Annotated in this window: 36 protein-coding genes and 1 pseudogene; 33 read left to right on the top strand and 4 right to left on the bottom strand. The window is 25.0% G+C overall.

Translation table 4 applies throughout. The features are described 5' to 3' along the window. The first annotated feature begins 34 nt into the window (after positions 1-34). The 27 genes from ACZ91P_RS14155 to ACZ91P_RS14025 all read left to right on the top strand — a co-directional run bounded on the left by ACZ91P_RS14155 (position 35) and on the right by ACZ91P_RS14025 (position 14,775). Positions 35-1,459 carry a polypeptide chain release factor methylase gene (locus tag ACZ91P_RS14155; protein WP_465156991.1) on the top strand — a complete coding sequence of 475 codons (1,425 nt, stop codon included), beginning with the start codon at positions 35-37 and terminating at the stop codon, positions 1,457-1,459. Between the two features lie 19 nt (positions 1,460-1,478). Next, complete coding sequence (locus ACZ91P_RS14150) at positions 1,479-2,018, top strand: L-threonylcarbamoyladenylate synthase (protein WP_465156990.1); 540 nt, start codon at positions 1,479-1,481, stop codon at positions 2,016-2,018. A gap of 85 nt (positions 2,019-2,103) precedes the next feature. Further along, entirely contained in the window at positions 2,104-2,388 is a 285-nt protein-coding gene (locus ACZ91P_RS14145) for a hypothetical protein (RefSeq protein ID WP_465156989.1), read from the top strand. A 115-nt stretch (positions 2,389-2,503) separates the two neighbouring features. Then, positions 2,504-2,707 carry a hypothetical protein gene (locus ACZ91P_RS14140; RefSeq protein ID WP_465156988.1) on the top strand — a complete coding sequence of 68 codons (204 nt, stop codon included), beginning with the start codon at positions 2,504-2,506 and terminating at the stop codon, positions 2,705-2,707. Positions 2,708-2,834: 127 nt separating this feature from the next. Further along, positions 2,835-3,014 carry a hypothetical protein gene (locus ACZ91P_RS14135; protein WP_465156987.1) on the top strand — a complete coding sequence of 60 codons (180 nt, stop codon included), beginning with the start codon at positions 2,835-2,837 and terminating at the stop codon, positions 3,012-3,014. 139 nt (positions 3,015-3,153) lie between these two features. Continuing rightward, entirely contained in the window at positions 3,154-3,498 is a 345-nt protein-coding gene (locus tag ACZ91P_RS14130; protein ID WP_465156986.1) for a hypothetical protein, read from the top strand. 198 nt (positions 3,499-3,696) lie between these two features. Continuing rightward, positions 3,697-4,359: a hypothetical protein gene (locus ACZ91P_RS14125; RefSeq protein WP_465156985.1), complete on the top strand. Its 663-nt coding sequence runs from the start codon at positions 3,697-3,699 to the stop codon at positions 4,357-4,359. 45 nt (positions 4,360-4,404) lie between these two features. Further along, positions 4,405-4,740 carry a hypothetical protein gene (locus tag ACZ91P_RS14120; RefSeq protein ID WP_465156984.1) on the top strand — a complete coding sequence of 112 codons (336 nt, stop codon included), beginning with the start codon at positions 4,405-4,407 and terminating at the stop codon, positions 4,738-4,740. After that, positions 4,734-4,970 (top strand): hypothetical protein, encoded by a 237-nt coding sequence (locus ACZ91P_RS14115; RefSeq protein WP_465156983.1) that lies wholly within the window; start codon positions 4,734-4,736, stop codon positions 4,968-4,970. Before ACZ91P_RS14120 ends, ACZ91P_RS14115 begins: the two co-directional genes overlap by 7 nt. A gap of 851 nt (positions 4,971-5,821) precedes the next feature. Further along, positions 5,822-6,106 carry a hypothetical protein gene (locus ACZ91P_RS14110; RefSeq protein WP_465156982.1) on the top strand — a complete coding sequence of 95 codons (285 nt, stop codon included), beginning with the start codon at positions 5,822-5,824 and terminating at the stop codon, positions 6,104-6,106. After that, positions 6,061-6,480 carry a hypothetical protein gene (locus tag ACZ91P_RS14105; protein ID WP_465156981.1) on the top strand — a complete coding sequence of 140 codons (420 nt, stop codon included), beginning with the start codon at positions 6,061-6,063 and terminating at the stop codon, positions 6,478-6,480. Before ACZ91P_RS14110 ends, ACZ91P_RS14105 begins: the two co-directional genes overlap by 46 nt. A 48-nt stretch (positions 6,481-6,528) precedes the next feature. Continuing rightward, on the top strand, positions 6,529-6,789 hold the full coding sequence (locus ACZ91P_RS14100) for a hypothetical protein (RefSeq protein WP_465156980.1): 261 nt from the start codon (positions 6,529-6,531) through the stop codon (positions 6,787-6,789). After that, positions 6,789-7,049 (top strand): hypothetical protein, encoded by a 261-nt coding sequence (locus ACZ91P_RS14095; protein ID WP_465156979.1) that lies wholly within the window; start codon positions 6,789-6,791, stop codon positions 7,047-7,049. Before ACZ91P_RS14100 ends, ACZ91P_RS14095 begins: the two co-directional genes overlap by 1 nt. A gap of 142 nt (positions 7,050-7,191) precedes the next feature. Beyond that, positions 7,192-7,602, top strand: coding sequence for a hypothetical protein (locus ACZ91P_RS14090; RefSeq protein ID WP_465156978.1), 411 nt, complete (start codon positions 7,192-7,194; stop codon positions 7,600-7,602). 262 nt (positions 7,603-7,864) lie between these two features. Further along, on the top strand, positions 7,865-8,896 hold the full coding sequence (locus ACZ91P_RS14085) for a hypothetical protein (RefSeq protein ID WP_465156977.1): 1,032 nt from the start codon (positions 7,865-7,867) through the stop codon (positions 8,894-8,896). A 39-nt stretch (positions 8,897-8,935) separates the two neighbouring features. Then, positions 8,936-9,163, top strand: coding sequence for a hypothetical protein (locus tag ACZ91P_RS14080; protein ID WP_465156976.1), 228 nt, complete (start codon positions 8,936-8,938; stop codon positions 9,161-9,163). Continuing rightward, positions 9,151-9,642: a hypothetical protein gene (locus ACZ91P_RS14075; protein WP_465156975.1), complete on the top strand. Its 492-nt coding sequence runs from the start codon at positions 9,151-9,153 to the stop codon at positions 9,640-9,642. Before ACZ91P_RS14080 ends, ACZ91P_RS14075 begins: the two co-directional genes overlap by 13 nt. 30 nt (positions 9,643-9,672) lie before the next feature. Then, positions 9,673-9,900, top strand: a complete 228-nt coding sequence (locus tag ACZ91P_RS14070) for a hypothetical protein (protein WP_465156974.1) — start codon at positions 9,673-9,675, stop codon at positions 9,898-9,900. 215 nt (positions 9,901-10,115) lie between these two features. Continuing rightward, entirely contained in the window at positions 10,116-10,532 is a 417-nt protein-coding gene (locus ACZ91P_RS14065; protein ID WP_465156973.1) for a hypothetical protein, read from the top strand. A 12-nt stretch (positions 10,533-10,544) separates the two neighbouring features. Further along, complete coding sequence (locus ACZ91P_RS14060) at positions 10,545-11,186, top strand: hypothetical protein (protein WP_465156972.1); 642 nt, start codon at positions 10,545-10,547, stop codon at positions 11,184-11,186. Between the two features lie 54 nt (positions 11,187-11,240). Next, on the top strand, positions 11,241-11,795 hold the full coding sequence (locus ACZ91P_RS14055) for a hypothetical protein (RefSeq protein ID WP_465156971.1): 555 nt from the start codon (positions 11,241-11,243) through the stop codon (positions 11,793-11,795). Positions 11,796-11,810: 15 nt separating this feature from the next. Continuing rightward, entirely contained in the window at positions 11,811-12,080 is a 270-nt protein-coding gene (locus ACZ91P_RS14050; protein WP_465156970.1) for a hypothetical protein, read from the top strand. Between the two features lie 13 nt (positions 12,081-12,093). Beyond that, on the top strand, positions 12,094-12,480 hold the full coding sequence (locus ACZ91P_RS14045; RefSeq protein WP_465156969.1) for a hypothetical protein: 387 nt from the start codon (positions 12,094-12,096) through the stop codon (positions 12,478-12,480). Positions 12,481-12,689: 209 nt separating this feature from the next. Beyond that, positions 12,690-12,992, top strand: coding sequence for a hypothetical protein (locus ACZ91P_RS14040; RefSeq protein ID WP_465156968.1), 303 nt, complete (start codon positions 12,690-12,692; stop codon positions 12,990-12,992). Positions 12,993-13,133: 141 nt separating this feature from the next. After that, entirely contained in the window at positions 13,134-13,346 is a 213-nt protein-coding gene (locus tag ACZ91P_RS14035) for a hypothetical protein (RefSeq protein ID WP_465156967.1), read from the top strand. Further along, on the top strand, positions 13,346-13,555 hold the full coding sequence (locus ACZ91P_RS14030; protein ID WP_465156966.1) for a hypothetical protein: 210 nt from the start codon (positions 13,346-13,348) through the stop codon (positions 13,553-13,555). The genes ACZ91P_RS14035 and ACZ91P_RS14030 overlap by 1 nt, the downstream gene beginning before the upstream one ends. 143 nt (positions 13,556-13,698) lie before the next feature. Then, the gene (locus ACZ91P_RS14025) at positions 13,699-14,775 is read left to right on the top strand and encodes a hypothetical protein (RefSeq protein WP_465156965.1); all 1,077 of its coding nucleotides are present in this window, start codon (positions 13,699-13,701) and stop codon (positions 14,773-14,775) included. Positions 14,776-15,560: 785 nt separating this feature from the next. Here the strand turns inward: ACZ91P_RS14025 and ACZ91P_RS14020 are convergent. The 4 genes from ACZ91P_RS14020 to ACZ91P_RS14005 all read right to left on the bottom strand — a co-directional run bounded on the left by ACZ91P_RS14020 (position 15,561) and on the right by ACZ91P_RS14005 (position 17,490). Next, positions 15,561-15,863, bottom strand: a complete 303-nt coding sequence (locus ACZ91P_RS14020) for a hypothetical protein (protein WP_465156964.1) — start codon at positions 15,861-15,863, stop codon at positions 15,561-15,563. Continuing rightward, entirely contained in the window at positions 15,839-16,075 is a 237-nt protein-coding gene (locus tag ACZ91P_RS14015; protein ID WP_465156962.1) for a lipoprotein, read from the bottom strand. The genes ACZ91P_RS14020 and ACZ91P_RS14015 overlap by 25 nt, the downstream gene beginning before the upstream one ends. Positions 16,076-16,151: 76 nt before the next feature. After that, entirely contained in the window at positions 16,152-17,264 is a 1,113-nt protein-coding gene (locus tag ACZ91P_RS14010; RefSeq protein ID WP_465156961.1) for an ETX/MTX2 family pore-forming toxin, read from the bottom strand. Positions 17,265-17,361: 97 nt separating this feature from the next. Continuing rightward, the gene (locus ACZ91P_RS14005) at positions 17,362-17,490 is read right to left on the bottom strand and encodes a hypothetical protein (protein WP_465156960.1); all 129 of its coding nucleotides are present in this window, start codon (positions 17,488-17,490) and stop codon (positions 17,362-17,364) included. A gap of 423 nt (positions 17,491-17,913) precedes the next feature. Here ACZ91P_RS14005 and ACZ91P_RS14000 point away from each other — a divergent pair. The 6 genes and pseudogenes from ACZ91P_RS14000 to ACZ91P_RS13975 form a co-directional block, all read left to right on the top strand. Continuing rightward, positions 17,914-18,838: pseudogene (locus ACZ91P_RS14000) on the top strand (IS30 family transposase); the annotation flags it as partial. Between the two features lie 438 nt (positions 18,839-19,276). After that, positions 19,277-19,969: a BMP family ABC transporter substrate-binding protein gene (locus ACZ91P_RS13995; protein WP_465159010.1), complete on the top strand. Its 693-nt coding sequence runs from the start codon at positions 19,277-19,279 to the stop codon at positions 19,967-19,969. Between the two features lie 22 nt (positions 19,970-19,991). Continuing rightward, on the top strand, positions 19,992-20,300 hold the full coding sequence (locus ACZ91P_RS13990) for a hypothetical protein (RefSeq protein ID WP_465156959.1): 309 nt from the start codon (positions 19,992-19,994) through the stop codon (positions 20,298-20,300). A gap of 168 nt (positions 20,301-20,468) precedes the next feature. Beyond that, positions 20,469-20,933, top strand: a complete 465-nt coding sequence (locus ACZ91P_RS13985) for an ATP-binding cassette domain-containing protein (RefSeq protein ID WP_465156958.1) — start codon at positions 20,469-20,471, stop codon at positions 20,931-20,933. A gap of 218 nt (positions 20,934-21,151) precedes the next feature. Continuing rightward, on the top strand, positions 21,152-21,361 hold the full coding sequence (locus ACZ91P_RS13980; RefSeq protein ID WP_465156957.1) for a hypothetical protein: 210 nt from the start codon (positions 21,152-21,154) through the stop codon (positions 21,359-21,361). 200 nt (positions 21,362-21,561) lie between these two features. After that, positions 21,562-23,295 carry an ABC transporter permease gene (locus ACZ91P_RS13975; RefSeq protein WP_465159009.1) on the top strand — a complete coding sequence of 578 codons (1,734 nt, stop codon included), beginning with the start codon at positions 21,562-21,564 and terminating at the stop codon, positions 23,293-23,295. Positions 23,296-23,326: the final 31 nt, after the last annotated feature.

Below are 23,326 nucleotides of genomic sequence, written 5' to 3'. Positions count from 1 at the left end.
AAAATAAAAGAAACTTAAGTGTGAGGTGCAGGATATGGAAGATAAACTTAAAAATATTAAAAGAACTCGCATTATTAGTATTGCTTTTTTATTAGTTTTATTTATTATGGTCCCATATTTTACTTTTATATATGTATCACATAGTGATCAACTTTTAAAAAAATACTTTAATTTTATTGCAACAGTACCTAATGATGTGTTAACAACATTTACAACACCTAATCTACCAAATGAGTTTTTAATCTTTGGTTTGCCATATATTGCATTAGGAACATTAGCAGGTGCCATTATTAGTAGTGTTTTTTACATTCATCATCAAAAACGAACAGTTAATTTTAATAATAGAATGTTGTTAATTGGAACAGTTTTTATTATCTCTTTTTTATTTAGTGCTTGTTTATTATTTTCACTTGCAGAATATTATTATAATTTATTTACAGAGTGATGTCGTTCTTTAAGAGGTGGTTATACTGGTCCTGAGTTTGTTAAAAATATTCAAGATATGATTCATAAAGATATTTTAAATCGAGATGCAATTGTTAAAGCATTAATTAATTTAGCAACAGGGCCTGGAACAAACAATAAATATCCATTAACATGAATTAATCTTAATGCTATTTGATGAATTACAGGATTACAAATGATTTTTATTATTTTTATTATGTTGAAAGTTAGTTTTAAATTAGAATGATTATTAAATGATAATATTAATCCAACTAAAAAAGAAGAATTATTTGTTTTAAAAGATACATTTAATCAAAGTCGTCTTAAAAAGTTTATTAGTCTATATTTAATTCCAAATGAATTTAATATTTCACTATGAGTCGTTTTTTTTTCAAGTATGGTTTTTATTCCCCAATTTGTTTATACAATTATTATTGGCAGTAGTTTTACTGATGCAAATCGGTTTTTTTTATTTTCTTACTTTTATCCACAATTAATAATTAATGCTATTATACCGAATACAACTAGTATTTTAGATCAACCAAATATTGATTATTTTAAGATGACAATGAATATGCCCGGGTCAGGAATTTTTATTAGTGTTGTACCAATTGTTTCTTCTGCTTTAATTATTTCAATGTTATTTGCATTTACTTTTGTAATGTTGAAAAAACCAAATTTAACTAAAAAAGGTTTTATTAGTTTTTATGTTAGTTTTTTAATTGTAACTGGGACTTCACTAGTAATGTTTTTGGTTTCTCAATATGAATTAACAAAAGCAGTTGATTATTGAAATAGTCAAAGTGATAATTTTAAAGAAACAGTAATGGAGCCACTTTTTAAAACAACACATTTAGATTACTTTTGATTACAAGGAAATGAATTATTAGCAAGTGGTATTCTATTATCTGCTTTCATTACTGTTTTATCAATTATTGCTCTTTCACATATTTCAAAAATTAAAAGTAATCATATTAGCAATAAACAAATTAAATCAAATTCAAAGGGTTCATAAGAAAGGAGGCTAATTATATATGAAAGTATATACTGTAAAAGATCGCAAAGAGATTATTGCTGGTTATTTAGCAGAAAAAATTATTATTGTTCCAACAGATACTATTTATGGCATGACGTGTATTATTAGTTCACCAGTAGCAAAAGCGATAATTTTTAAAGTTAAAGGACGATCAGAAAAAATGTATTTATCAGTTATTGTTAGTTCAGTTCGTATGGCGAAGAATTTTATTGACTTGCCACGTGATGATTTAAAACTCTTTAAAAAGAATGAAACTATTACTATAATAGGTAACATAAAAGATAATATTAATAAGCTTTATAACATTACAGAAGATAATACAATTGGGATTAGAATTACAAAATCAAAATGATTAAAAAAAATTATTAATAAGGTTGGGCCAATTTATGGGACAAGTGTAAATATTAGCGGTCAAAATTATGCTAAAGAATTTAATGATCTTCAAAAATTTAATGTTGATATTATTGTTGACGTTGGTTATTTAGATAATCGTCCTTCAAAGATTTATAATTCTTTAACAAAAGAATTTATTAGATAAGGAGGCAAAAAATGGCAAAAAAATAAATAAAAAACAATGATCATGATATCGAATTATTAATGTTGTTCTTTTATGTATCTTAATTTTGTTAACATGTATTTTTACTGTTTTATTTATTATTAACCAAGAAAAATATACTATTGATTTCTTAATTACAATCTTATTTTTAGGTGTATGAGTTATTGGTTACTTTATGGGGAATTTCTTTTTTATGAATAAAGATAATCTTCAAATTGGGACAAGAAAAATAATGAGGGACTATCGTAAAAAAGATGATGATGGTAGCAATCCACCCTTAGGAAACAAGGAAGAAAGAATTAAACAATTAGAACAAGAACTTGCGGATTTAAAGAAAGAGCACAATGGTTAATTTTAGAAAAGAATAATATCATACCAAATTGCATTTCATAATGCAATTTTTTTATATTTTTTTTAGAAATATGATATAATTTAAATATAAATAAACGAAGCAGGAGGACTACGCGATGTATATCAATCCATTCGAAAGAATGAAAAATATGAAATTAAATACTGATGAAACAAATACAATAAATATGAAAAGTAATGGCCGAAATATAAATTTATTACAAGGTAACAATGAAGATGAGGAACTGACAGGAGACTTTTTAAAGAATAGTAATCATAATATTAAAACTGATGAACTTAAGATTGATGGAATTACATTATAAAGTTTTGAAATTATTCGTGATTTAATGAAAATTTTTAAAGAAAAAAATAACGAAATGCAATTTTTCTTAGCAGTTATGGATAAAGAAAATTGTGATTCAATGTCTGAAATTGCTACTTCTTTTTTCAATGCCGCTTGTTAATATTGATTTATTACGTATTGAATTATATGCTTCACCATTTTTATTTTTACTTAAAAAAAATATTAAGGGACTACCAAAAGTTAGTTTAGAGGATAAAAAAGTTTTATGAGATCGTGTTAAATTATTTGCACGAACTTTAACAAAGTGAATCATTAGAACAAGTTAATGATTCTAATTCAATTGTAATTCTTAATAAGTTAGAATTTGATGATCCATTAGAGTATATTAGAAGAGAATTTGAAGAAATTTTACGTGCTTATGACATCAAAGAAAATATTGTAGTAATTTTTAATAATATTGATTTAGTGGGATATGTTAAATTTAAACAAATATTTAGCTTAGTACAAGCTATTTTTAAAGGAATTTTACAGTTTAAATTTATTGCTGGATTAAATCCACTTTTAATTGAAACTTATGTTAAACAGATGTATGGCAATTATGCAACAGACCAATTGGTTGCGCATCAAGTTAGTGCTTATAACAAACGATATATTATTAAAAATGAAAATGATAATGTCGTTACTAAAGAACCAACAAAAGAAGCAGTTGATTCTTATCATCCAATGTCAGATTTTGCTTCTGTTTCAACAGAAGATGAGAATGATGAAAAAATTGGCTTTGATTATTGAGCTATGCGCGGTGGAAAGTAGATAGAGGAGGATAATTAAAATGTTTGTGTTTTTAGTAACATTAGGTGAAGTTTAATTATAATTGGAGCGATAGTTCAAATTTTTACTGCTATTTTAAACTTTTTGGTAATACAATCTGTTGCGCTTTCATCAATTTTAAATTCAATGAATCATATTTTTTAAACATCAATTTTAAAACAAGAACAAATTTTAAGTTATTTGACAGGAGATATTTGAGGATACACAATTATTGCTTTAACAATTTTTGTTGCATTATTAGTTATTACACTAGTATCAGTTCAACTGCATCGTGTTAAAAAAGGACAATTAATTGCAAAACCATATATTAAAATGATATTTGTTACATTAATTATTGCAGTATTAATTTATGAAAAAGTAGCAGTATTAATATTAGCAGCATTAATGTTTATTGGTTTATTATTTATTGAATCATCATTATTTGATGTTGAGTCTTTACAAAATTTTGTTGAAAAACGAAATATGATTGTTATTTACCACCAAGATAAAAAACTTGAAAGAGAGGTAAAAAAAGAGGGAAAGTATCATGGAAGCGCAACTTTGGGAGTTGACGCGACTATCGCAGGGATTGGAGAAACCGAAAGAGATTTCAAAAACAATGATTACGCAAAAGAGGATGATAGTAAAAAGTTATCTTATCAAAAATCAAATTCGATTTTTTCATCAAATGAATTAAATAATTTATTTAATTCTAATAAAAATGATGTTGATGAACATGAATTAACAAATTTAATTAATGATATGACACAAACTATGACAAATCCGCAAAAACCAGCGGTTTTTGAAACAAAATCAAATACAACGGAAACTGATTTAAAACAAAGTAAATCAAAAGAATTATAAAAACCACCAGTTGTTAATAAAGTCAAGCAACAAAAAAAATCAAACTTGGAATCAGACCAATTAGAAGATCAAAATTCAGCAAATGATGCTCCACAAAATGAATGAGTTGAGGAAATTCCTGCTCCATTCTTGGATGTAAAACCAAATGCTGATTATAAGTTTAATGCTGATATTAAAAGTTTTGCTGATAAAACAAGCGCTGTAAACGAAAATGATGTTTTTAATGCAGCAGAAGATGAAAAACCAAATTTTTCTTTTTTAGATGATGAATTCAAAAATTCATCATGAACATCAGAGAAACCAATGACAAGAAAACAAAAAAACTTTATAATAAATGAAGTGAAATGTATCAACAAGCACTTAATATTAAACAAATGGTAGAAGAAGTAGAAATAGCAGAAGTAAAAACTAAATTCATTAAAAAGAAAGCTAAAATTTATAATGTTCTTGCTAAACAAGCAAATGGATTAGTAAGAAAATTAAAGTTAGAACCAGAGCATGAATTAAAATTAATGCGTATTGCTGAAATATTTACTAATAATTCACAAGCCATGGTTGATTTTCTTAATGATCAAATTTTAGGTAGTCGGAAAAAAGTTGAGGTTTTATAAAAATTATAAATAAAGTAATTAAATACAAATTAAAGTAATCGCTTATTAGAGCGATTTTTTTATTTGCATTATTCATCAGATAGTATCTTTAAAATTAAAAATTAACCTATTTTTTCCCTACAAATTAGTTAATTTTTATAATTTCCTTTCTGTGATTTATTATATTTTTTCGGTTTAACAACTAATAATATCATTTTTAATAAAGATACTATCTGATGAATAATGCAATCTAAAACTTAATATTTTTTGATGCTTAAAGATGGATAACTCATCTATAGCACGAAGCATTAAAGAAAGTGTGAAAGCGATTGGATTTACTACTCCTATTTATTTCTTTAATTCTCGGCAAGATTAATCACTTGCGAAATGTCAGAGCATGTGTTTTTTGGCTTGTTTTCATAAAAAAAGTGCTGTTAAATCGAAAAAAACAATATCGGACACTAAAAAACAAGAGGGTTGGAACTCCAAAAGGTTATTTTCTTTATATAAAGTTGTGTAGGGATGGATGAAGCGTAATTAATAACTGGGTAAACTGTTTTGTTTATTTCCGTATGGGGGATAAACTCTATCAAAATATCCTATCCGCCCCCTCCCCCTCTCACTCCCCAAAGTGAAGCGGGCGGCGAAGTAATTAAATACTAAAATAAATTATTTACTAAATATCAAAATATTAACAAATAAAGGAATATTATGTTCTTCTTACAGAAGGAAAAATATTTGATGAAAAAATAAAATAAAAAAATTAAAAATAAATTACAAGAATTAATGATACGAGCTTATCCAGTAACGGTAAATGATATTAATGATGAAATTTGAGCAACAAATAAAAAGAATTAAGGAGTATAGATAAAATGACAGAATATAAAAGCAAATATATTAATAAAACTTGAAATGAAATAACAACATCATTTGATTGAGTTAATTGTCAACCTATTAATTGTCGTATTTTACATCATAAAAAGCATTATGATTTGCAATGTTTAGAATGAGCCAAAATGTACTTAAATTTATTTAAAAACAAGTGAGATGTTATTGTTTCATATATGCAATATTATAAAATTAACGATATTTTAGATTTAACATCTGATGGATGAAAAATATTACAAATTGACAAAAAAATAAAACAAATAAATTAAAATATATTATTGCAATTGACCCTGCTGGAGTTGGTCAAACTGGTATTATTATTTATAATGTTTTGCAAAAGAAAATAATTAATAATATTACTTTTAATTCCAAAAATGAAGAAGCAATAAATAATATATATTTAATATTAAATCAATTTAAAAATAAAATTTGTTCTTATTTAAATAAAGTTGTTGTAATAATTGAAGATTATCAACTTCATAAAGGTTTAAAAATAAAAAATCCATTATCTACTCCTAAATTCATTGGTGGTTTAAAAGTTTTATGTAAATATCTATTTAATTTAAATTATGTTTTACAATCGCCAGTTGTTAAAAAAATTATATTTATAAAGGAAATATTAAAATGTCAGAGCACGAATTAGATGCTTGAAAACATTTACAATATTTTTTAAAAAAGGAAGTGATAAATAATGACTATAACAGAATCAATTAAATTTAACAAAATTAAAGAAGAAAATGAAACACTTAAAAAAGAACTTGCTGAAAAAGATAAAGAAATATCTAAATTAAAACAAGATGTGGCAGATTTAGAATGTAATCAATATACTTTAGAAGCAAAACAATTATATAAAGAAGATTTTTACAAAAATCCATATTCAACAGGTTCTATCGATTGAATATTAGTTGACAGTTCAAAATATTACAAATTATCTAATAAGGATGTTAAATAATGTCTCAAACAAAAAGTAATTTACCTAAAAATTCTAATAACTGTAAACCTAAAATAAAAAAAGTTAATAAGTTAGAATTAACTGTTAGATTACATGAAAATTCTATTAAAACAAAAATTAAGACTCTTGTTGCTGGTGGTGTTGAAGTTGATGCTTGTTCGGCTAAATGTCAGTGAGAAGGATTAAATTACTCAACATTATCAATATATAACCCATCTGTTTTAACTGAGTTTTTGAAATTAAAAAAAATGATGAGATAAAAATTAAAGGCTCAGTATTTAATCAGTTAAATATAAAAACTAAGCGCTATTTTTTGTCTTTTAGAGTAGATAGTTTTGAAATTATACAAAAAGCGATTAGAAAAAGAATAAATACAAATATTAAAAAATAGGAGGAAAAACAATGGCATTAAAAAATGTAAAATATGTTCTTATTGATGAAAATAGTGAACCTATTAAAAATGAAGATGGTAGTTTAGATATTAAAACTGCTGAAATTATTTTAGAAAATACTGCTGAAGTTCAAGAATTTAATGCAAGTAATTTAGAAAATAATAATCAGCAAATCAACGAACTACAAACAAAAAATACTGAATTAACTTCACAAATTGAACAACAAACAATTCAATTAAAACAAATTGAAATAATTGACTTTATTAATTCTTTAACTGATAATGAAGAATTTAAAAATGTTTTATTAAAGTCTTATGATATTACTGATGATATTGAAATCATTAAAGCACAATTGCAAAGTGTTTATGATGAATTAATTAAGGTACAAACAGTTAATACTGGTGGGGCGTACCAAAAGTAGAAAACAAAGAAAACAATATTTTAGATACAGACAATGTATTTAATAAATAGAAAGAAGGAAGTAAATTATAACACAAAACCCACAAAAAATTTTCGGAGATATTGCTAATCAAGCAACAAAACGAGACCGAGAAACATTTGAACAATGATATTTACAAACTTATCAACAAAAATTTAGTTGAGAAGCTTTATTTGCGTGAAAAGAATCAAATAAATTTGGTTTAACATATAAAAGAAAGAAAAATATTAAATATAATGAAGGTTTGGGAGCAAACGGTCAAGTATTTAATACTGATGATAACCTACTAAAATATTCAACAGTGGAATTTGAAGATGGAATTGTTGAATTAGATACAATTTTAACTTTTGCTCGTAAATTAGATCCCATAAAAAGTGATTTTAATCCTAATCTTTGAGCAGATGATATTGAACAAGCAATGGATACTGAAGTTGCTTATAAACGTAATAAAATTTTAGAAATTATTAATAAAGGAACAGTTACAACTATTCAAGGCAAAAAAGCAGATGATACAAATGCTTTACAAATTCATGATGAAATTATGGATAAAATATATGAAAACGGCTTTACTCCATCAGAAACAATTGTTTTAGGTTCGGCTGATTTTATTCGTGGAATTCGTAATAAATTACAGTTACAACTTGGAGCAAACGACCAAATAAATAGTGTAATCACAACAAGTGGAGCAATGAAAACTGTTGAAGGAACAACATACTATATGGTTCCTAAAAAATTACCAATTATTAATAAAGATGGTTCAGAAGGAACAATTGAATTATTACCAAATGGAGTTAATGCAATTGCCTTTAAGTTTAGCAAAAAATATGACCCTCTTATTTTACGCAAAAAAGACCATACTCCGTTAAGAGTTGGTGCTGCTGCGTTAGGTACTGGTATGGGTAATACTTTGATTATGGAAAGAGTTTTATATTTAGGTGGAGCAGTAGTTGAACCTAAGGGAATTATTAAACATATTGTTGCAAAAATTGATATTAGTAAAATTAATAAAATAGATAAACCAACTATACATGTTACAGACCCAACAAAAGCAACAGCCGAACAGTTAAAACCACAATTTAAAGATGTTGTTTTAAAAGCAGTAAAAGCAGTAAATAGTTCTTTAACTGAAAGTGATTTTGATTACTTTATTGAAAGTAAAGGTGAAGACTGACCAATTAATATTACAAATGATAAAACAGTTGCAGTTCAAATTGAAGGTAAAAACAACGCTACTGGTCAAACAAATCCGATTGATGTTAAAATTAAAAATTCTTAATAGTACTAAAAAATAGTACTTTTTTGTTTGATAAATGATATGCCAATTGGAACATCTAAAACAACCCTTATTTATACTGTTAAAAAAAATCCAACTAGATTGTCAATCCAACAACAAGAAAAAAGTTTTGGTTTACAGTTATTAGAATTTTTAGGAATTCAAGTTTTAGCTCTTGGTTTATCAGTTTTAACTGGTGGTATTGCTTCGGCTGTTGGCTTGGTGCGGGATTATCTAATTTTGCCGCAGCATTTATCTTGTTTGGAGTAGAAACAGCAACCGATTTTGCCGTAAATCAAATATATGATAAATTAACATCAGAAGTAACAGCAAAAAGTACCGCCTTAAATTTGTTACCAGCAATTGGCGGAATTTGTAAATTAACGCCTGCTGTTAGAACAACTAGAATTTTAAAATTAGCAAAAGAAACTAAACTACTTGAAAAATTAGGTGTAATAACTGCTAATAATTTAGAAGATGTTGTAAGGCAAGTTACAGATAAAAAGATTTTATCTTCTAAATTAATATTTTATTTTACAAAGCAGGCTAATAATGAAACTTTATTATATACAATTGGAAAATTAGCCAGAAATGATTTTTATAAAGGTTTTAAAGTTTCTAATTTAGAAACAATTAATAATTTATTAAAAATTGAGAAAAATATTCAAAAAATAAGTCCTAAATTAGTTCAAAAAATACCACGCGTGAATAAAAAAATGCTAATAAATGATTGTCTGAATATGGATTAAATATTGATAAAATAAGTAAAATTAATACTAATGAGTGATATAACATTATGACTAAATCTTCATAAAAAAGGTGTTGGTAAAAATCTACTATTAAATGCTAATTTAATGCGGGGCAGTAAAATATATAATAATAAATTATTAAATATTTTTCATCAAACACCAATTAAATTAAATAAAATTTTAAATCATTTAAACCCAAATTTTTATATTCAAAAAGTAACTAAAAAATTATTAGCACCTATGGAAAAAAACAAATAATTACTATTAAACAAAAAATAATTAGTAAAATTACTGATAAAACTAAAAAAATATTATCTAAATTTGAAACTAAGGCTATTAAAAAAGGTCAATTATTACCTTTTGCTTATGGTTCTGATGTTTTTTTAGCAGTTAAAATTGTTCCTTTATCAGTTGCGGGTGAAGTTGCTTTAACAATATATTATAAAAATCCTAAATATGTCCCTATTGTCGTTATGACAACTTTAATCAAAGCAGAACAGTTTGTTTTGGCTCCTGAACCGTTTAAATTCTATATGAACAGTGAGTGGTTTATTGGTTGGGGATTTAAAAAAACAAGTTTGTTTAATTTAGTTTCTTTTGCCCCACTTGCTTATCAGCAAGTAGTAAAAGATAGTTTTAAAATATATAGGACAATTGCTAAGATATTAAAAATGCAAGAACAATTTAAAAATAACTTTAATAAAGATAAATTATTAAATACGCTAGAAGATAGTGCAATTACTAGTTTATTGGGTAATGGACTAGTATTTCAAGCATATAAACAACTCAGAACAAAACAAGATTTAAACAAAACAATTAAAACAAAAACACTATCAAGTAGTAAAAAGTTTATCTTAAATAAAATCAAATCAAAAAGAAATAAATGATAAGGAGATGATTAAATGTTAAATGAATTATGACAAAATGTTACTTTGGAAAATTATAATAATTTTATTCCAATGACAGGTAAAATTACAAAAGTTCCAGTTCGTTATAATAAGTTCTTTAAAGGTGATGTAGAATTATGATTTAAAATATTTGCTTTAAGAGCCAAAAATATGATTAATTCTTACTTAAACTATCCATTTTCAAAGCTAAAATTTGAAACATTTAAAGACCCATTATTAAAGAAAATTTGTATTAATATGGTGTTTATTACGATTGAACATTGAACATTTAATCGCATTCCAATTGAATTTTTTACTTCGGCAAATATGAGTGTTGGTGATATTAATTATTCTTCACAAAATGCCCCTATGGCAACATGACAAGGTCTATTGCCTAGCTATGCAAAATCATTGGCTAATTTAACAACTTTAAAGAAAATGTTTCTTACTTTTCAAGAAGAAGGTATTGATTTAACAATGATTGATTTAGAAGAATATTATACTCAATTAGAAGTAGATGCTTTAATAGAAAAAGAAAAAACTAAGATTGACAATAAAACTATTGTTAAAAATAACAATAATGAAATAAATGTTCCCTTTGATAATGATACTATTTATAAAAAATGGTGTATGAAAAGCAAAACAAAGTGGCGGTAGAGTGATATTAAAATTGATAATAAAACAATTATTAAAAATACTGTTGATGAATTAATGGTTTCAGATTTAAAGCAAAATAAAATAACTTTATTACCTAATAGTAGTGGTCGTGTTAATGTTGATTTTAATGCTGAAAACGGGGAATTAAGAATTTGAGACCCTAGTTTTGAAGGTGGTAAAAATACTGCTGATTATATGATTATTGATAATACAGTTGCGGGAATTGAAAGTACTGATGATACATTTAGTACTACTAAATATTTAGATAAATTTTATTTACAGAAAAAAGATTTACCTAAAATATCAAATGATTGAAAAGTTGTTGATACTAGTGATTTTGTTCAAGATTCTAAAGGATATAAAATTAAAAATTTTAATAAGTCAGAATATTATTATCGTTTATGGTGTTATACAACGCTTGAGATAGAACTATATATAATTACGCATATAAACTTTAAAGGTCAATTAGCAAGTGGAATATCATATGGAAATAATCCAAGTCGTTGAATTACCATTCAATTATTTTCCAACGGTAAGTTTAAATTATCATCAATATCAAATAGTGTTGAAATTAAAGGATTGTATATTGAAAGAAAAAAAGTAAGTTAGGAAGGAGATGGTATTATGTCAAAAGTAACTATTAAAGATATGATTATGTTTTTGAAAATCTTTGGAGTTTCATCATTGTTTTTTATTGCCGGAATTATTATTTGTTTTATCGGAGAAAAAACATTAGGTATTTCTTGACCAGCATATGTTATTGTTTCAGCAATGCTTATTGGAGCAGGAATTATAGTTTTAATTATTGAAACTATTAGATTTATCAAAACTCATAACAAACAACAAAAAGAAGATAGTATTGAAGATGTTATTAAAAAAGAAGATACGAAATAAAGAGGTGATATAAATGGGATTGTTACCAGCAAAAAAGAAATTAAAAAAAGAATATGATATTGATAGTTATTATCTTAATTTAGCATCAACGATTACTAATCGTAAAAATGTTATTGTTCAAAAACATAATGAGATTTTAGAAAAAAGAATTTGTGAAGATAATGCTAATTTTTTAAATCCACGAGATTTAGAAATTAGCATTTATAATCCTATTACTAATCAACAAATAAACTCTAAATTAATTAATATCTTTTTAAAAATGCAAGACTTTACTAATAAGAATTGATATAACGAATATAAAATTAATAAAAATGGTAGGGTGCATATTTTATTTTTGCTAATAATTCAAAACTTAATTTTATTACTATTGATTTTTACAATGACCAGTATGATGAATTAGGTAATTTAGTATCTTGCACTTTTGATTATGACCCTTATATTAAAAATGACCAGAGTATTTTTATTACTGAAAAATTAGAGATTGATTCTGTAACTAAATAAGTAAAAGTTATTAGAAAGTTAAAAACACGATTATATAGTACTATTACCGACTTATATATTGATGATGTTAAATCAAATAACTATACAACTTTACAAAGAGAAGAAATATTGCCACTTAATTTTATACCAATTGAAATTATTCCTAATAACCCTAATTTTGAGCCTTTTGCTCGTTATGGTAAACAATTTGCTAGTATTTTAGATATTATTGCTGAAAAGATAATGTTAGATCCATTATTAAATAGTGGTAAATTTACCATTAATACTAATGGAGTTACTGGTGTGGTTGACCAAGAAATTAGTAAAATGCTGGCATCATTTATTGAAAATGACTTGTTATTAGTTGAAGGAGACCCTGATAGTAATTTTCAACCAGTAGACTATATTGCTGGTAATTTTAAAGGTGAATAATTAACCAAAATATATGATTGATTATTAACTAATTACTATAAAATAAATCGCCATCATGTTCCCGCAATCACCAAGGGAGCCCAACAAACGCAAGCAGAAGTTGCTGGTGTAAATATTCAAACAAATGCATCATACGAACAAATGATATACATTAGAGAGATTAAATTAACTGAATTTATTATTAAGTTAATTAAATATGATAATGCTGTTTTAAATAGTAGAACATTCAATATTAAAAATATTGATGAGTTAATTGTTGATGTTCGCTTACCAGTAAATGCTACTTTAAACAGACAATTAAAAAACAACGAAACTATTATCAATATTCCTAATGAAGAAGGAGAACAAGAATAATGTTAAAACCATCTGAAAAAATGTTAGCAAAATTAACAGAAAATGATGAACCAATTGATTATTCAATTGATAGTATTCCGTTAGATTTTGCTATTCAATCACAGTATAGCGACCCCGATTTAGAACAATTATTTAGTGAAGACCGTGCTAGAACCCTTTATATTTATAAAATTAATAATCTTGTTAAGACAAACAAAAACCAATCTTAAACTACTCTCAAAATAGCGTTAAAATAGGTTTTATTGACAAAGATGAATATATTAAAATAACTGGTTATGAAATTAGTGATTTTAATTTTAAATTACAAATTCAACAAAATACCACAGTCCAAGATAATAGCACAAGTTATGTAATGATTGATGAAAAAGATATTTTAATTAATAATATTTCAAAACAAGACAAAGAATTTTTAGAAGCATTAGACTTAAAAATAGTATCTATTAATGAACCAATTAGTGAAGAAAATAAAAATGAATACTATATTATCGAAGAATATAAACGACCTTATACACCCGATGGTGTTAATATTATTAAATCTATGCATTTAGTTAAAATAACTGATTTTAAGTGAAAAAACCAAAATAGTATTCATTTAGTATTACAAAAATCATTACCCGAAGACACAGTATTTACTGGGATTGAAATTAAATACCCTAAATCAATGTTATTTGGAAATATTAAGTGTTGAGGCAATGTTAATGGTGTTTATTCTTATCCATCATCAATAGTTGAAAACGCTAGTTTAATAACTTTACTATCAATGCCCATTGAAAGAAACCCTAATGTAAGAATATTTCAGTATTGATTTACTGAAAGTTTTTTACCATGAAGTATAGCCAAAAACTATATTCAAGGAAAAGATATTTTAGATTTGATAAATAAAAATGGTTTAGAAAAAGTTTTATTAAATTATTTAACATATCGTTATAATTATGACCGTAAATTTCAAGGAGCAAAATACGATGAAAAAGGTAATCCTACCAATAAAGCGGCTGAACTGTGCCAAAAATTTGAAGGACAAAAACCAGAAGATGTAATTGATGGTTTATTTGAAAATTGAAAATTAGATAATCCGACATCTCTTAATGAAAATGTTGTCAAAAGATTTAAACAAATTATTTATATGTTATCAAATTATACATATAGTAAATATGCAATTAATAAAGGTTATAATGATAATATTAAATTATTTTCTTCGTATTATTTTGAATTAATTTCTTCACCTAAACCTAATTCAAAAGAAAATGGATACTGGGAATTTGAATATTGTAAAGTTCAATTAAATTCCTCATATTTTAATTTTGGCGGTGAACCGATTCTTCCAGAACCAATAAATTATTGAAAAGAAGTTTATCCAAATGAAAAACCATTTGATACAGCAGATAATAAATATTATTTTATAGTTTGAAAAAAGATGAATGAGAAATAATTAAGATTTTAAAAAATTATCCTGTTGAGGTAGGCAAAGAATATATTATATATAAAGATAGTAATTATGAATTAAAGTTTTTTAAAGGTATTATTTGTTTTTAGAAGATGAGGCGAAAAAAATTCTGATTATATAAATTATATTAAATCAGTTTATCGTTGAGAATCAATAAATATACCATAAAATATACCTAAAATTAATCAAAAAACAGGACAAATTACATGAAATTCAGAAAATCAAAGTAATAGAAATAAAAATGTTGATTTTAAAATAAATATTAAAAACAAAAATATTTCAGAAAACCCTGTTTATCAATTAGAAGTAAATTTTTTTAATTGATTATTAATAACAAATGAATTAGAAACAAATAATATTCCTTCTCTTATTCCTGCTGAAATTAGATTATCCGATGGCGAATATGGCAAATACTTAATTAATTTGATTATTTCTAACGATAAAATATAAAAATATTTTAAATATTTTTCGCAATAATATCGTTTAATTTATTCAAAAGCAGTTTGAATGAATATGACTAAAGATTTAGTTGAAGGTAGTATTAAAATAACTTATGACAAAAAACTATTTGCTTTAAATCAAATTGAAATATCTGGAATATGAGGATATGGAAAACTATGATATTACAATTTTTACAGAAAAAGAACAAATTAATATTAATAATTTACAATTATTTAATAAGAACAATGAAAAATTATCATTAATTAATTTAAAAATATAAAAAATTCATTTTAAATAAAATGAATTTTTTATATTTATTTATATTCTTCTTAAAGTTTTATTTCACCAGTTTTAGAATCAACAACTAAATTAGGAATATTTTTATCTAAATTTCAACGATAAACTGATTTAATATAATTTATATAATCAGAATTTTTTTCGCCTCATCTTCTAAAAACAAAAGGATTATTACTAGCATAAAATAAAGATGTATCTTTTATTTTATTTGTATTACTAATACCTTTAAAAAACTTTAATTTATAATTACTATCTTTATATATAATATATTCTTTGCCTACCTCAACAGGACAATTTTTTAAAATCTTAATTATTTCTCATTCATCTTTTTTCAAACTATAAAATAATATTTATTATCTGCTGTATCAAATGGTTTTTCTTGTGGTGCTATTCATTCTAAAACACCATCTTTTGTATTTATCTGATTTTTTTCTTTTAGTTTTTTTAAATCTTCTGGTGTATATGATACATTATCACAAGCAACTAAACTGGTTGTGTTTGTTCCAATTAAAGTGATTGTTCCTAAAAGACTTAATATATTTTTCATATTTTTATCTCTTTCTATTTTTGATAATTTAATTAAAAATGGAAATAAATTAATAATTTATTTCCATAAATATTTTTTAATTTTTAACTTCATTAAATTCAATATTACCATCAAATCCTTGTTTTAATGATCTATTTGCTTTTCCGTTAAAAGTTATACTACTATCATTAATAGTAATTTCTTGTGGTAAAAAATTATATTGTTGTAATTTTTGCATTAATTCTTTAATTGATACTGTAATATTTTCTTCATTATTTAATAAAGTTATTATTTTTGCATTAATAAATCCGTAAACATCTTGTTTTAAATTTAATGTTACTTGTGCTATAACTTCTTCTAATGAAGCTGTAACTTTAATTTTTTGATTTGGATTTACTGATATTTCTTGAGATGGCAATTCTACTTCTAAACTTTCTTTATATTCATTTGTTTTGCTATCTGAAAAATTAAATGTATTACTTAAAGTTTTTGTTTCTGAAGATCCATATTCTCCGCCAGCCCCAACCTTTGTATTAATATCTGTTGAAACTTTAGAAAATGGTCATACACCAGCTTCTCCATGTACATTAACACCTAATTCAAAACTTCAATTATTTTTTATATCTGTTGTTTGTGAATTTGTTTCTTCTTTACCTAAACCTTTTGTAATTTGATTACTTATAACTGTTTCTTTTGTATACTTACAGTTTGGAGTTTTCATATTTTGTTTTTCAGATAAATTATGAAATAATGTTGTTGTTCCTAAACAAATACTTTTGTTATTTTTATTATAAATTGGCTCAATGCTTTTTGTTGCTGTTACATTTGAATATATTAAATTACTTGTATTAACATTTTTTATTTCTTTAAAAATTAAACTAGGATTATCATCACGAAATTTAAAAAAGATTGCTTTTTTAATTAGTTCTTTTAAGTTGATAATTTTATTTTGTTGATTTTCTATTTTATAAAATTTCTTTTCACCAAAATATTTGATACTATTTTCTTTTGCTTTGATTGTAGCTGATGTGTTAGTTTTGTTAATTACATATAGTTGCGAAATATCTAAGCTAGGATTTAAATAATTTAATTCATTTAAAATAGAATTATCAGAAAAATTATTTATTTTTAAAATATTTTCTTTAAAAAAGTTACTTAAATTAGTTTTTGTAATTAAATAAATGTGATCTCCACCAGCGTCAAAAATCATTTTAATAACTGGTTCATTTATTCCTGAAATTTTAGTTGTATTTCACCCAACACGAGGAATATAATAAACCCCATTATTTGTTGCAATATAAGTTTCATTAATAAATCTTTTTTACACGATTTAATACTTTAGTTTCTTCTTTTTGATAAGGGCTGGCAGCAATTGTTGTTGGTACAACAGTTCCACTAATAGTTAATACACTTAATAAACTTAACAGTTTTTTCATTTTATTTAATTTCTCTTCTTTAATCTTGAAACTTTTTATCAAGATCTATTGACATTATATATATATATATATATATGCAAGTCAAGTATTTTTAAATCTATTTAGAAAGGAGATTATTTGATATGATTATTATTCTGATTATATTGTATTAATCTAATCTGGGCTCGCGGTGATTTTCATAAGTTTGTGAAAAATGCCTTACAAGTTAAAAAAGTTTTGCCGCGCTTTTCAAAATACTTGGGAAAAATTCTAAGCGTAAAGCGAAGAATTTTATAAAGGTTCCCAAATTTGTTTAAAAGAACCTCAAAACTTTTTTAACTTGTAAGGAATTTTATCACAAAAATTTAAGAAAATCAACCGCTCGCCCAAAACCTCAAAAAACTATATAATTAGCTTTCTATATAAAAGAAAGGATTTTTTAAAATGGATAAAACAAAGTATCATTTTACTTTTAAAGAAAGAGTAATGTTAAAAGATTTATTAGAACTTGATTCTTTAAAAAGAAAAAATGGTAAATCCAATATATCTAAAATAGCAAAAATATTGCATAAAAATCGCAATACAATTAGACGAGAAATAAAAAGGTTAAAAGATAATGAATATGACGCTAAATTAGCACACGAAGATTATTTACAAAAACGATAAAAATGTTTTAAAAAATAATTATTATTGCTAAATATTTTAGAATGACTAGATGAAAAATATAACAAATTTCATGATTCACCAGAACAAATCTGTAAAAAATATGAAAAAGAGTTTGGTATTAAATTTCCGGTATGTTTTAAAACTTTATATAAATATATTCATTTGGGATTTTTAAATTTCAAGAAAGATAATTTGTATTTTTATGGTAGAAAATATAAAACAAAAAGAAGAAGCAAAACATGATAAAAATGAATTTGGTTGATTTCAAATGGATACTATGGTTGGTAAAAATAATAGTGTTTGTTTAGTTTTAATCGAAGAATTAACCCAATTTAAAATTATTGAACCATTTAAAAAAAAAAAAAAAACAACAAAAGAAGTTACAAACGAATTAAAACGAATTTTTTCTAACAGATTTTTTAAAGATAGATGCAAAGGAATAATAACAGATCAAGGCAAAGAATTTGCTGATTGAGAAAAAAATGAAAAAATAACAACAAATGCTAAAGTATATTTTTGTGATGCTGGAACTCCAACTCAAAAACCCAAAGTTGAAAGAGCAATTCGTGATTTTAGACATTGATTTTCCAAAGGAATTGATTTAAGTATTTATTCAAGAAATTATTATCAAGAAGTTGCTAATATAATAAACTCTAAACTTAAAAAATTTTTACATTGACTATCTTCAAAAGAAGTTTTTTTATACAAATGTTTAATTTTTAATATAATTACCTATAAAAATTTTAATCATTTTATTTTTCAGTGTGCTAAAATTCATAAATTTAAAACAAAAATACTAAATTTTTTTAAAATAAATTATATTGAACATTTATTTTATTGATGTTATAATAATAAATAAACTGCTACACTTCATAGTACAATTTACAATTTAAAAAGTAGTTTTTTTCTTTTCATTTGTTTAAAAATATGTTAAAAATAAATTGGCAATGAAATATTACATTGTTAGGGCATTAAACATAGTAATTTAATTATGAAAGGAAATATTCAATTGCCGAATAATAATTAATTAAAAAATATAATTTATTAGTAATAAAAGGTAGGAAATAAACAATGAGAAAATTGCTCAGTGTTTTTGTAGCATCAACTTTGATAAATGGTTCGAGTCTTTTTCTTGTTGCATGTGTTAAAAATATTATATGGAAGTAGCCAAAATATTCATTTAGGAATGGATCCCCAAAAACCATTAGCAACAAATGTTGTTGGAATAAGTTATGAAGCTGAATTATCGGGATTTTTTGCAGGAATTGCAACAGCATTATGATTAAATGCTAATCAAAGCAAATATCCTTCAGGTTTAAAAATATCTACATATGGTGGAATGGATAATCCTGGTGCTGTTTCAAATTATATGTGAGGATTTTTAGTGGCTGCTGATATTTTTAATGCAATCATTAGCAACAGCAATTTGCCAAACTTATTTAACATTAGAACAGATCTTTTAGCACAAATTAAAAAAATGAATCCAGCAGTAACTGCTTTACAAAAAATTGAAAAAGTACAAAATGTTATAAAAAATAATGAATCATGATTTTCACAATCATTTGAAATTGGACATGGGAAAGATATTTCAGATGAATTACTTTCTCGTGGAGCAAGTATTATTTTCCCTGTTGCAGGTCCGCAAACCCAAGATACTATTGGCCGAATTAAATATAATAAATCACCAGCTAAAGTTATTGGTGTTGATACCGAACAATCTAAAATTTATGGAGAAGACATAATCGTAACAAGTGCCTTAAAAGAAATTGCAACTTCAACTCAAGAAGCTCTCAAGAATATTTATTCAGATAAATGTGGTTATTCATCTATATAGTAATACTTGAGACAATAATCATGTGACACCGGAATGTTGAATTAATACTGATCAATCATCAATTCAGCATCCAACTTGGACAGGGATTGAAACAACAAAGTCAATTAATGAAGATACTGTTAATTTTATTCATAATAAAACTGATGATTTAACAAAGGATACAGCATTTGATAAAATTATTAAAGTATTACAAGATGTTTATTCCCGAGGAATTGATGATGTCCCTCCTGTAGCAGCAAAGGTATTTACAACAACATTAGCAAATACTTATCAAAATAGTGATACATTGAAAACTTATATTTTAAATGCAATTGAAACCGCTTTGCAATAGAAGGAAAGGACATAATATGAAAAACAATAATGAATATGCAATAGAAATGAATAATATTACCAAGGTCTTTGGTGATTTAATTGCTATTTCCCATAAATTAGATGAAGTGAAAAAAATGCTGATCGGGCAACAGTTATTCGACGTGGAAAAGTTGTCGAAACTTTTAATGTGCAAGATAAAAATGAGAAAGAAATTGCTGAAGCAATGGTTGGCCGTAATTTAGTTGAAATTAAAAATTCATGGCAAGCACCACGAGAAGAAGTTTTATTAAGAATTGAAAACTTATCAGTAAAGAAAAGAGGCCTAACGCGTTTAATGGCTTTAGATGATTTTAATTTAACCGTTCATGCAGGAGAAATTGTTGCAATTGCTGGAGTAGAAGGAAATGGGCAGACTGAATTAGTAAATGTTCTAACCGGATTAGAAAAAGGAGCCTTTGGAGAAATAATTTTTAATAATATTAATGTGACCAAAAAAAGTATTTATAAACGCTATCAAAATGGAATGTCTCATATTCCTGAAGATCGTCATAAATATGGTTTAATCTTAGAATTCAATGCAATTGATAATGTTGTTTTACAAAATATTAATCAAAAACCATTTTCAAATTATGGTTTAATTATGGTTTATTAGATAAAGGAGCAATTCAATTATATGCTCAACAAATTGTTAATAAATATGATGTACGAGGTGCAAATTCTGGTTTTGCTGTTACACGCAGCTTATCAGGAGGTAATCAGCAAAAATTAGTTATTGGGCGAGAACTATCACGACAACATAATATTTTAGTTGTTGTTCAACCAACAAGGGGTTTAGATGTTGGAGCAATTAAATATATTCATAATAAAATTTTGGAAGAAAAAGCACAAGGGAAAGCAGTCTTATTAGTTTCATATGAATTAGAAGAAATTATGAGTTTAGCTGACCGTATTGTTGTTTTACATAATGAACGCATTACTGGTGAAGTTACTGGCAATAAAATTAAACGTGAAGAAATTGGTTTAATGATGGCAGGAAGATATCAAAAGAAAGGAATAAAAATTAATGCAAACACAAATTAAAAATTATGGATGATTATTAAAACAGAAAACAAGAATTTTCTTTCGTTCAAATGAATTTAAAACTAAAATGAACTATTTTAAGGCATCTATTTGTGCAATTATTGCAGGAGTTCTGCTTAGTTTTATTATTATCGGTGCAAATGCATCAGATCCATTATTATTTTTTAGTTATGTTTTTCGACTAGCTTTTCACCCATTATTTAAAAGATTCGACATTAACTTATTGAGCAATTTATATTGTTGCGGGATTAGCTGTTGCGGTTGGTTTTAAAGCTGGATTATTTAATATTGGTGTTCCTGGACAAATGTTATTAGCAGGTAGTATGACAATTGTTTTAGGTTTAAAGAATCCCACAATTAGTCAAGGAGCTGGCGTAATTGGAGCTTTATTTATTTCAATTCTTGTTGGTGCAATGTTAGCAGCAATTGCTGAAGCATTAAAAGCTTATTTTAATATTCATGAAGTTGTTTCAACAATTATGTTAAATTGAATTGTTTGGTATGTTATGAAATGAATGTTTATGAATCCAGCGCATGGGATGTGAAATTCAAATCAAAATTCAACAATTGATATTGTTACAACAGTCCCAAATTTTAATTTAGTATTGAATGGGCAATTATGAATTATTCCATTTATTATTGCAATCTTATTATTAGGAATAATTATTTTTATTATGAATTATACTGTTTTAGGTTTTCAAATTAAAGCGGTTGGAAAATCAAAAAATGCTTCTTTATACGCTGGAACAAATGTTAAAGCATATACTATTGTTTCAATGGCATTATCAGGTGCTTTAGCAGGCGTGTTAGGAATGTTATATTATATGACACAATCAACAGTATTACAATTTACAACTGATGCATTACCAGTTGTCGGTTTTGATGCAATTGCTGTTGCATTAGTTGCTTTTACAAATGTGTTTGCTATTTTACCAATTGCTTTATTATGAGGAATTATTAAAACAGCTGCTTTGCAAGCAACGCAATTACCTGATTTTCAAATGTCAAAACAAATGGGACAATTGATTTTCGGAATCATTATTTATATGTCTGCAATTTCTACATTATTTATTTACTTTAAACCGATCTTTTGATTGCGTCGTTGATGAAATATTCAACACAATGTAGAATGAAAGCAAGAATATAATAAATATCAAAAACAAATTAAGGACTATCAAAAACAAATTAAAAATACGAATAAAATATATCGAATTAAAATGCAAGAATTAAAAAAAGAAGGAACTAAAGAAGAAATTAAAGCATATCGGAATGAAATTAATGATCAATTAACGTTATATGCTGGGAAAATTACCACTTTAAAAACAGAAATTTGTTTTTTTGAAAATTTAAAATATAAGAAAGCAACAAAAATTGGGCAACGTGGTCTTAAAACAAAATATAAATTAGCAACATTTATTGCCCTTGGTTCCGCATTAGACCATTTTGTACAAGTAAAAAATGAATATTTATTAAAAAAACAAGAAATTAGTTTTTTAAAAAATAATTATTATCAAGTCGTATGAAAAGTAAAAGGGCAAGCAAAACAAGAATTATCACAGTTTTATAATAATTTGCCGAAAAAAGAATTATATGCTAAATTATCACATTTACAGTCGCAATATGGTGATTTAGTTTTAAAGCAAGAGGAAGCTATTAAAAAATTACGTGAAAGTTATTATCTTATTTTTAATCAAATTCAACAAAAATATGGAAATGATTTTAAAAGATTGCAAAAAGAAGAAGCACTGATTACTAAAAAATTAAATCAAGAAATTAAAGCATTAAAACGCCAACAAGGTCGTGAAATGTATCAATTTAAAATAGCAAATTATCAAAGCAAGAAAAAAATTAAACGGGAATTAAGAATAATTAATCGTCAAGTAAAAGCAGATGTTAAGATTCAACAAGAAGTGACTGTGTTAAAAAAAATTTAAAACTGCAATTAAAAGAGATGAAACAACAATT

The organism is Spiroplasma endosymbiont of Halictus nicosiae, assembly GCF_978018445.1.
The sequence above is the reverse complement of the archived record's forward strand: the minus strand, read 5'-3'. Positions and strand labels throughout refer to the sequence as shown.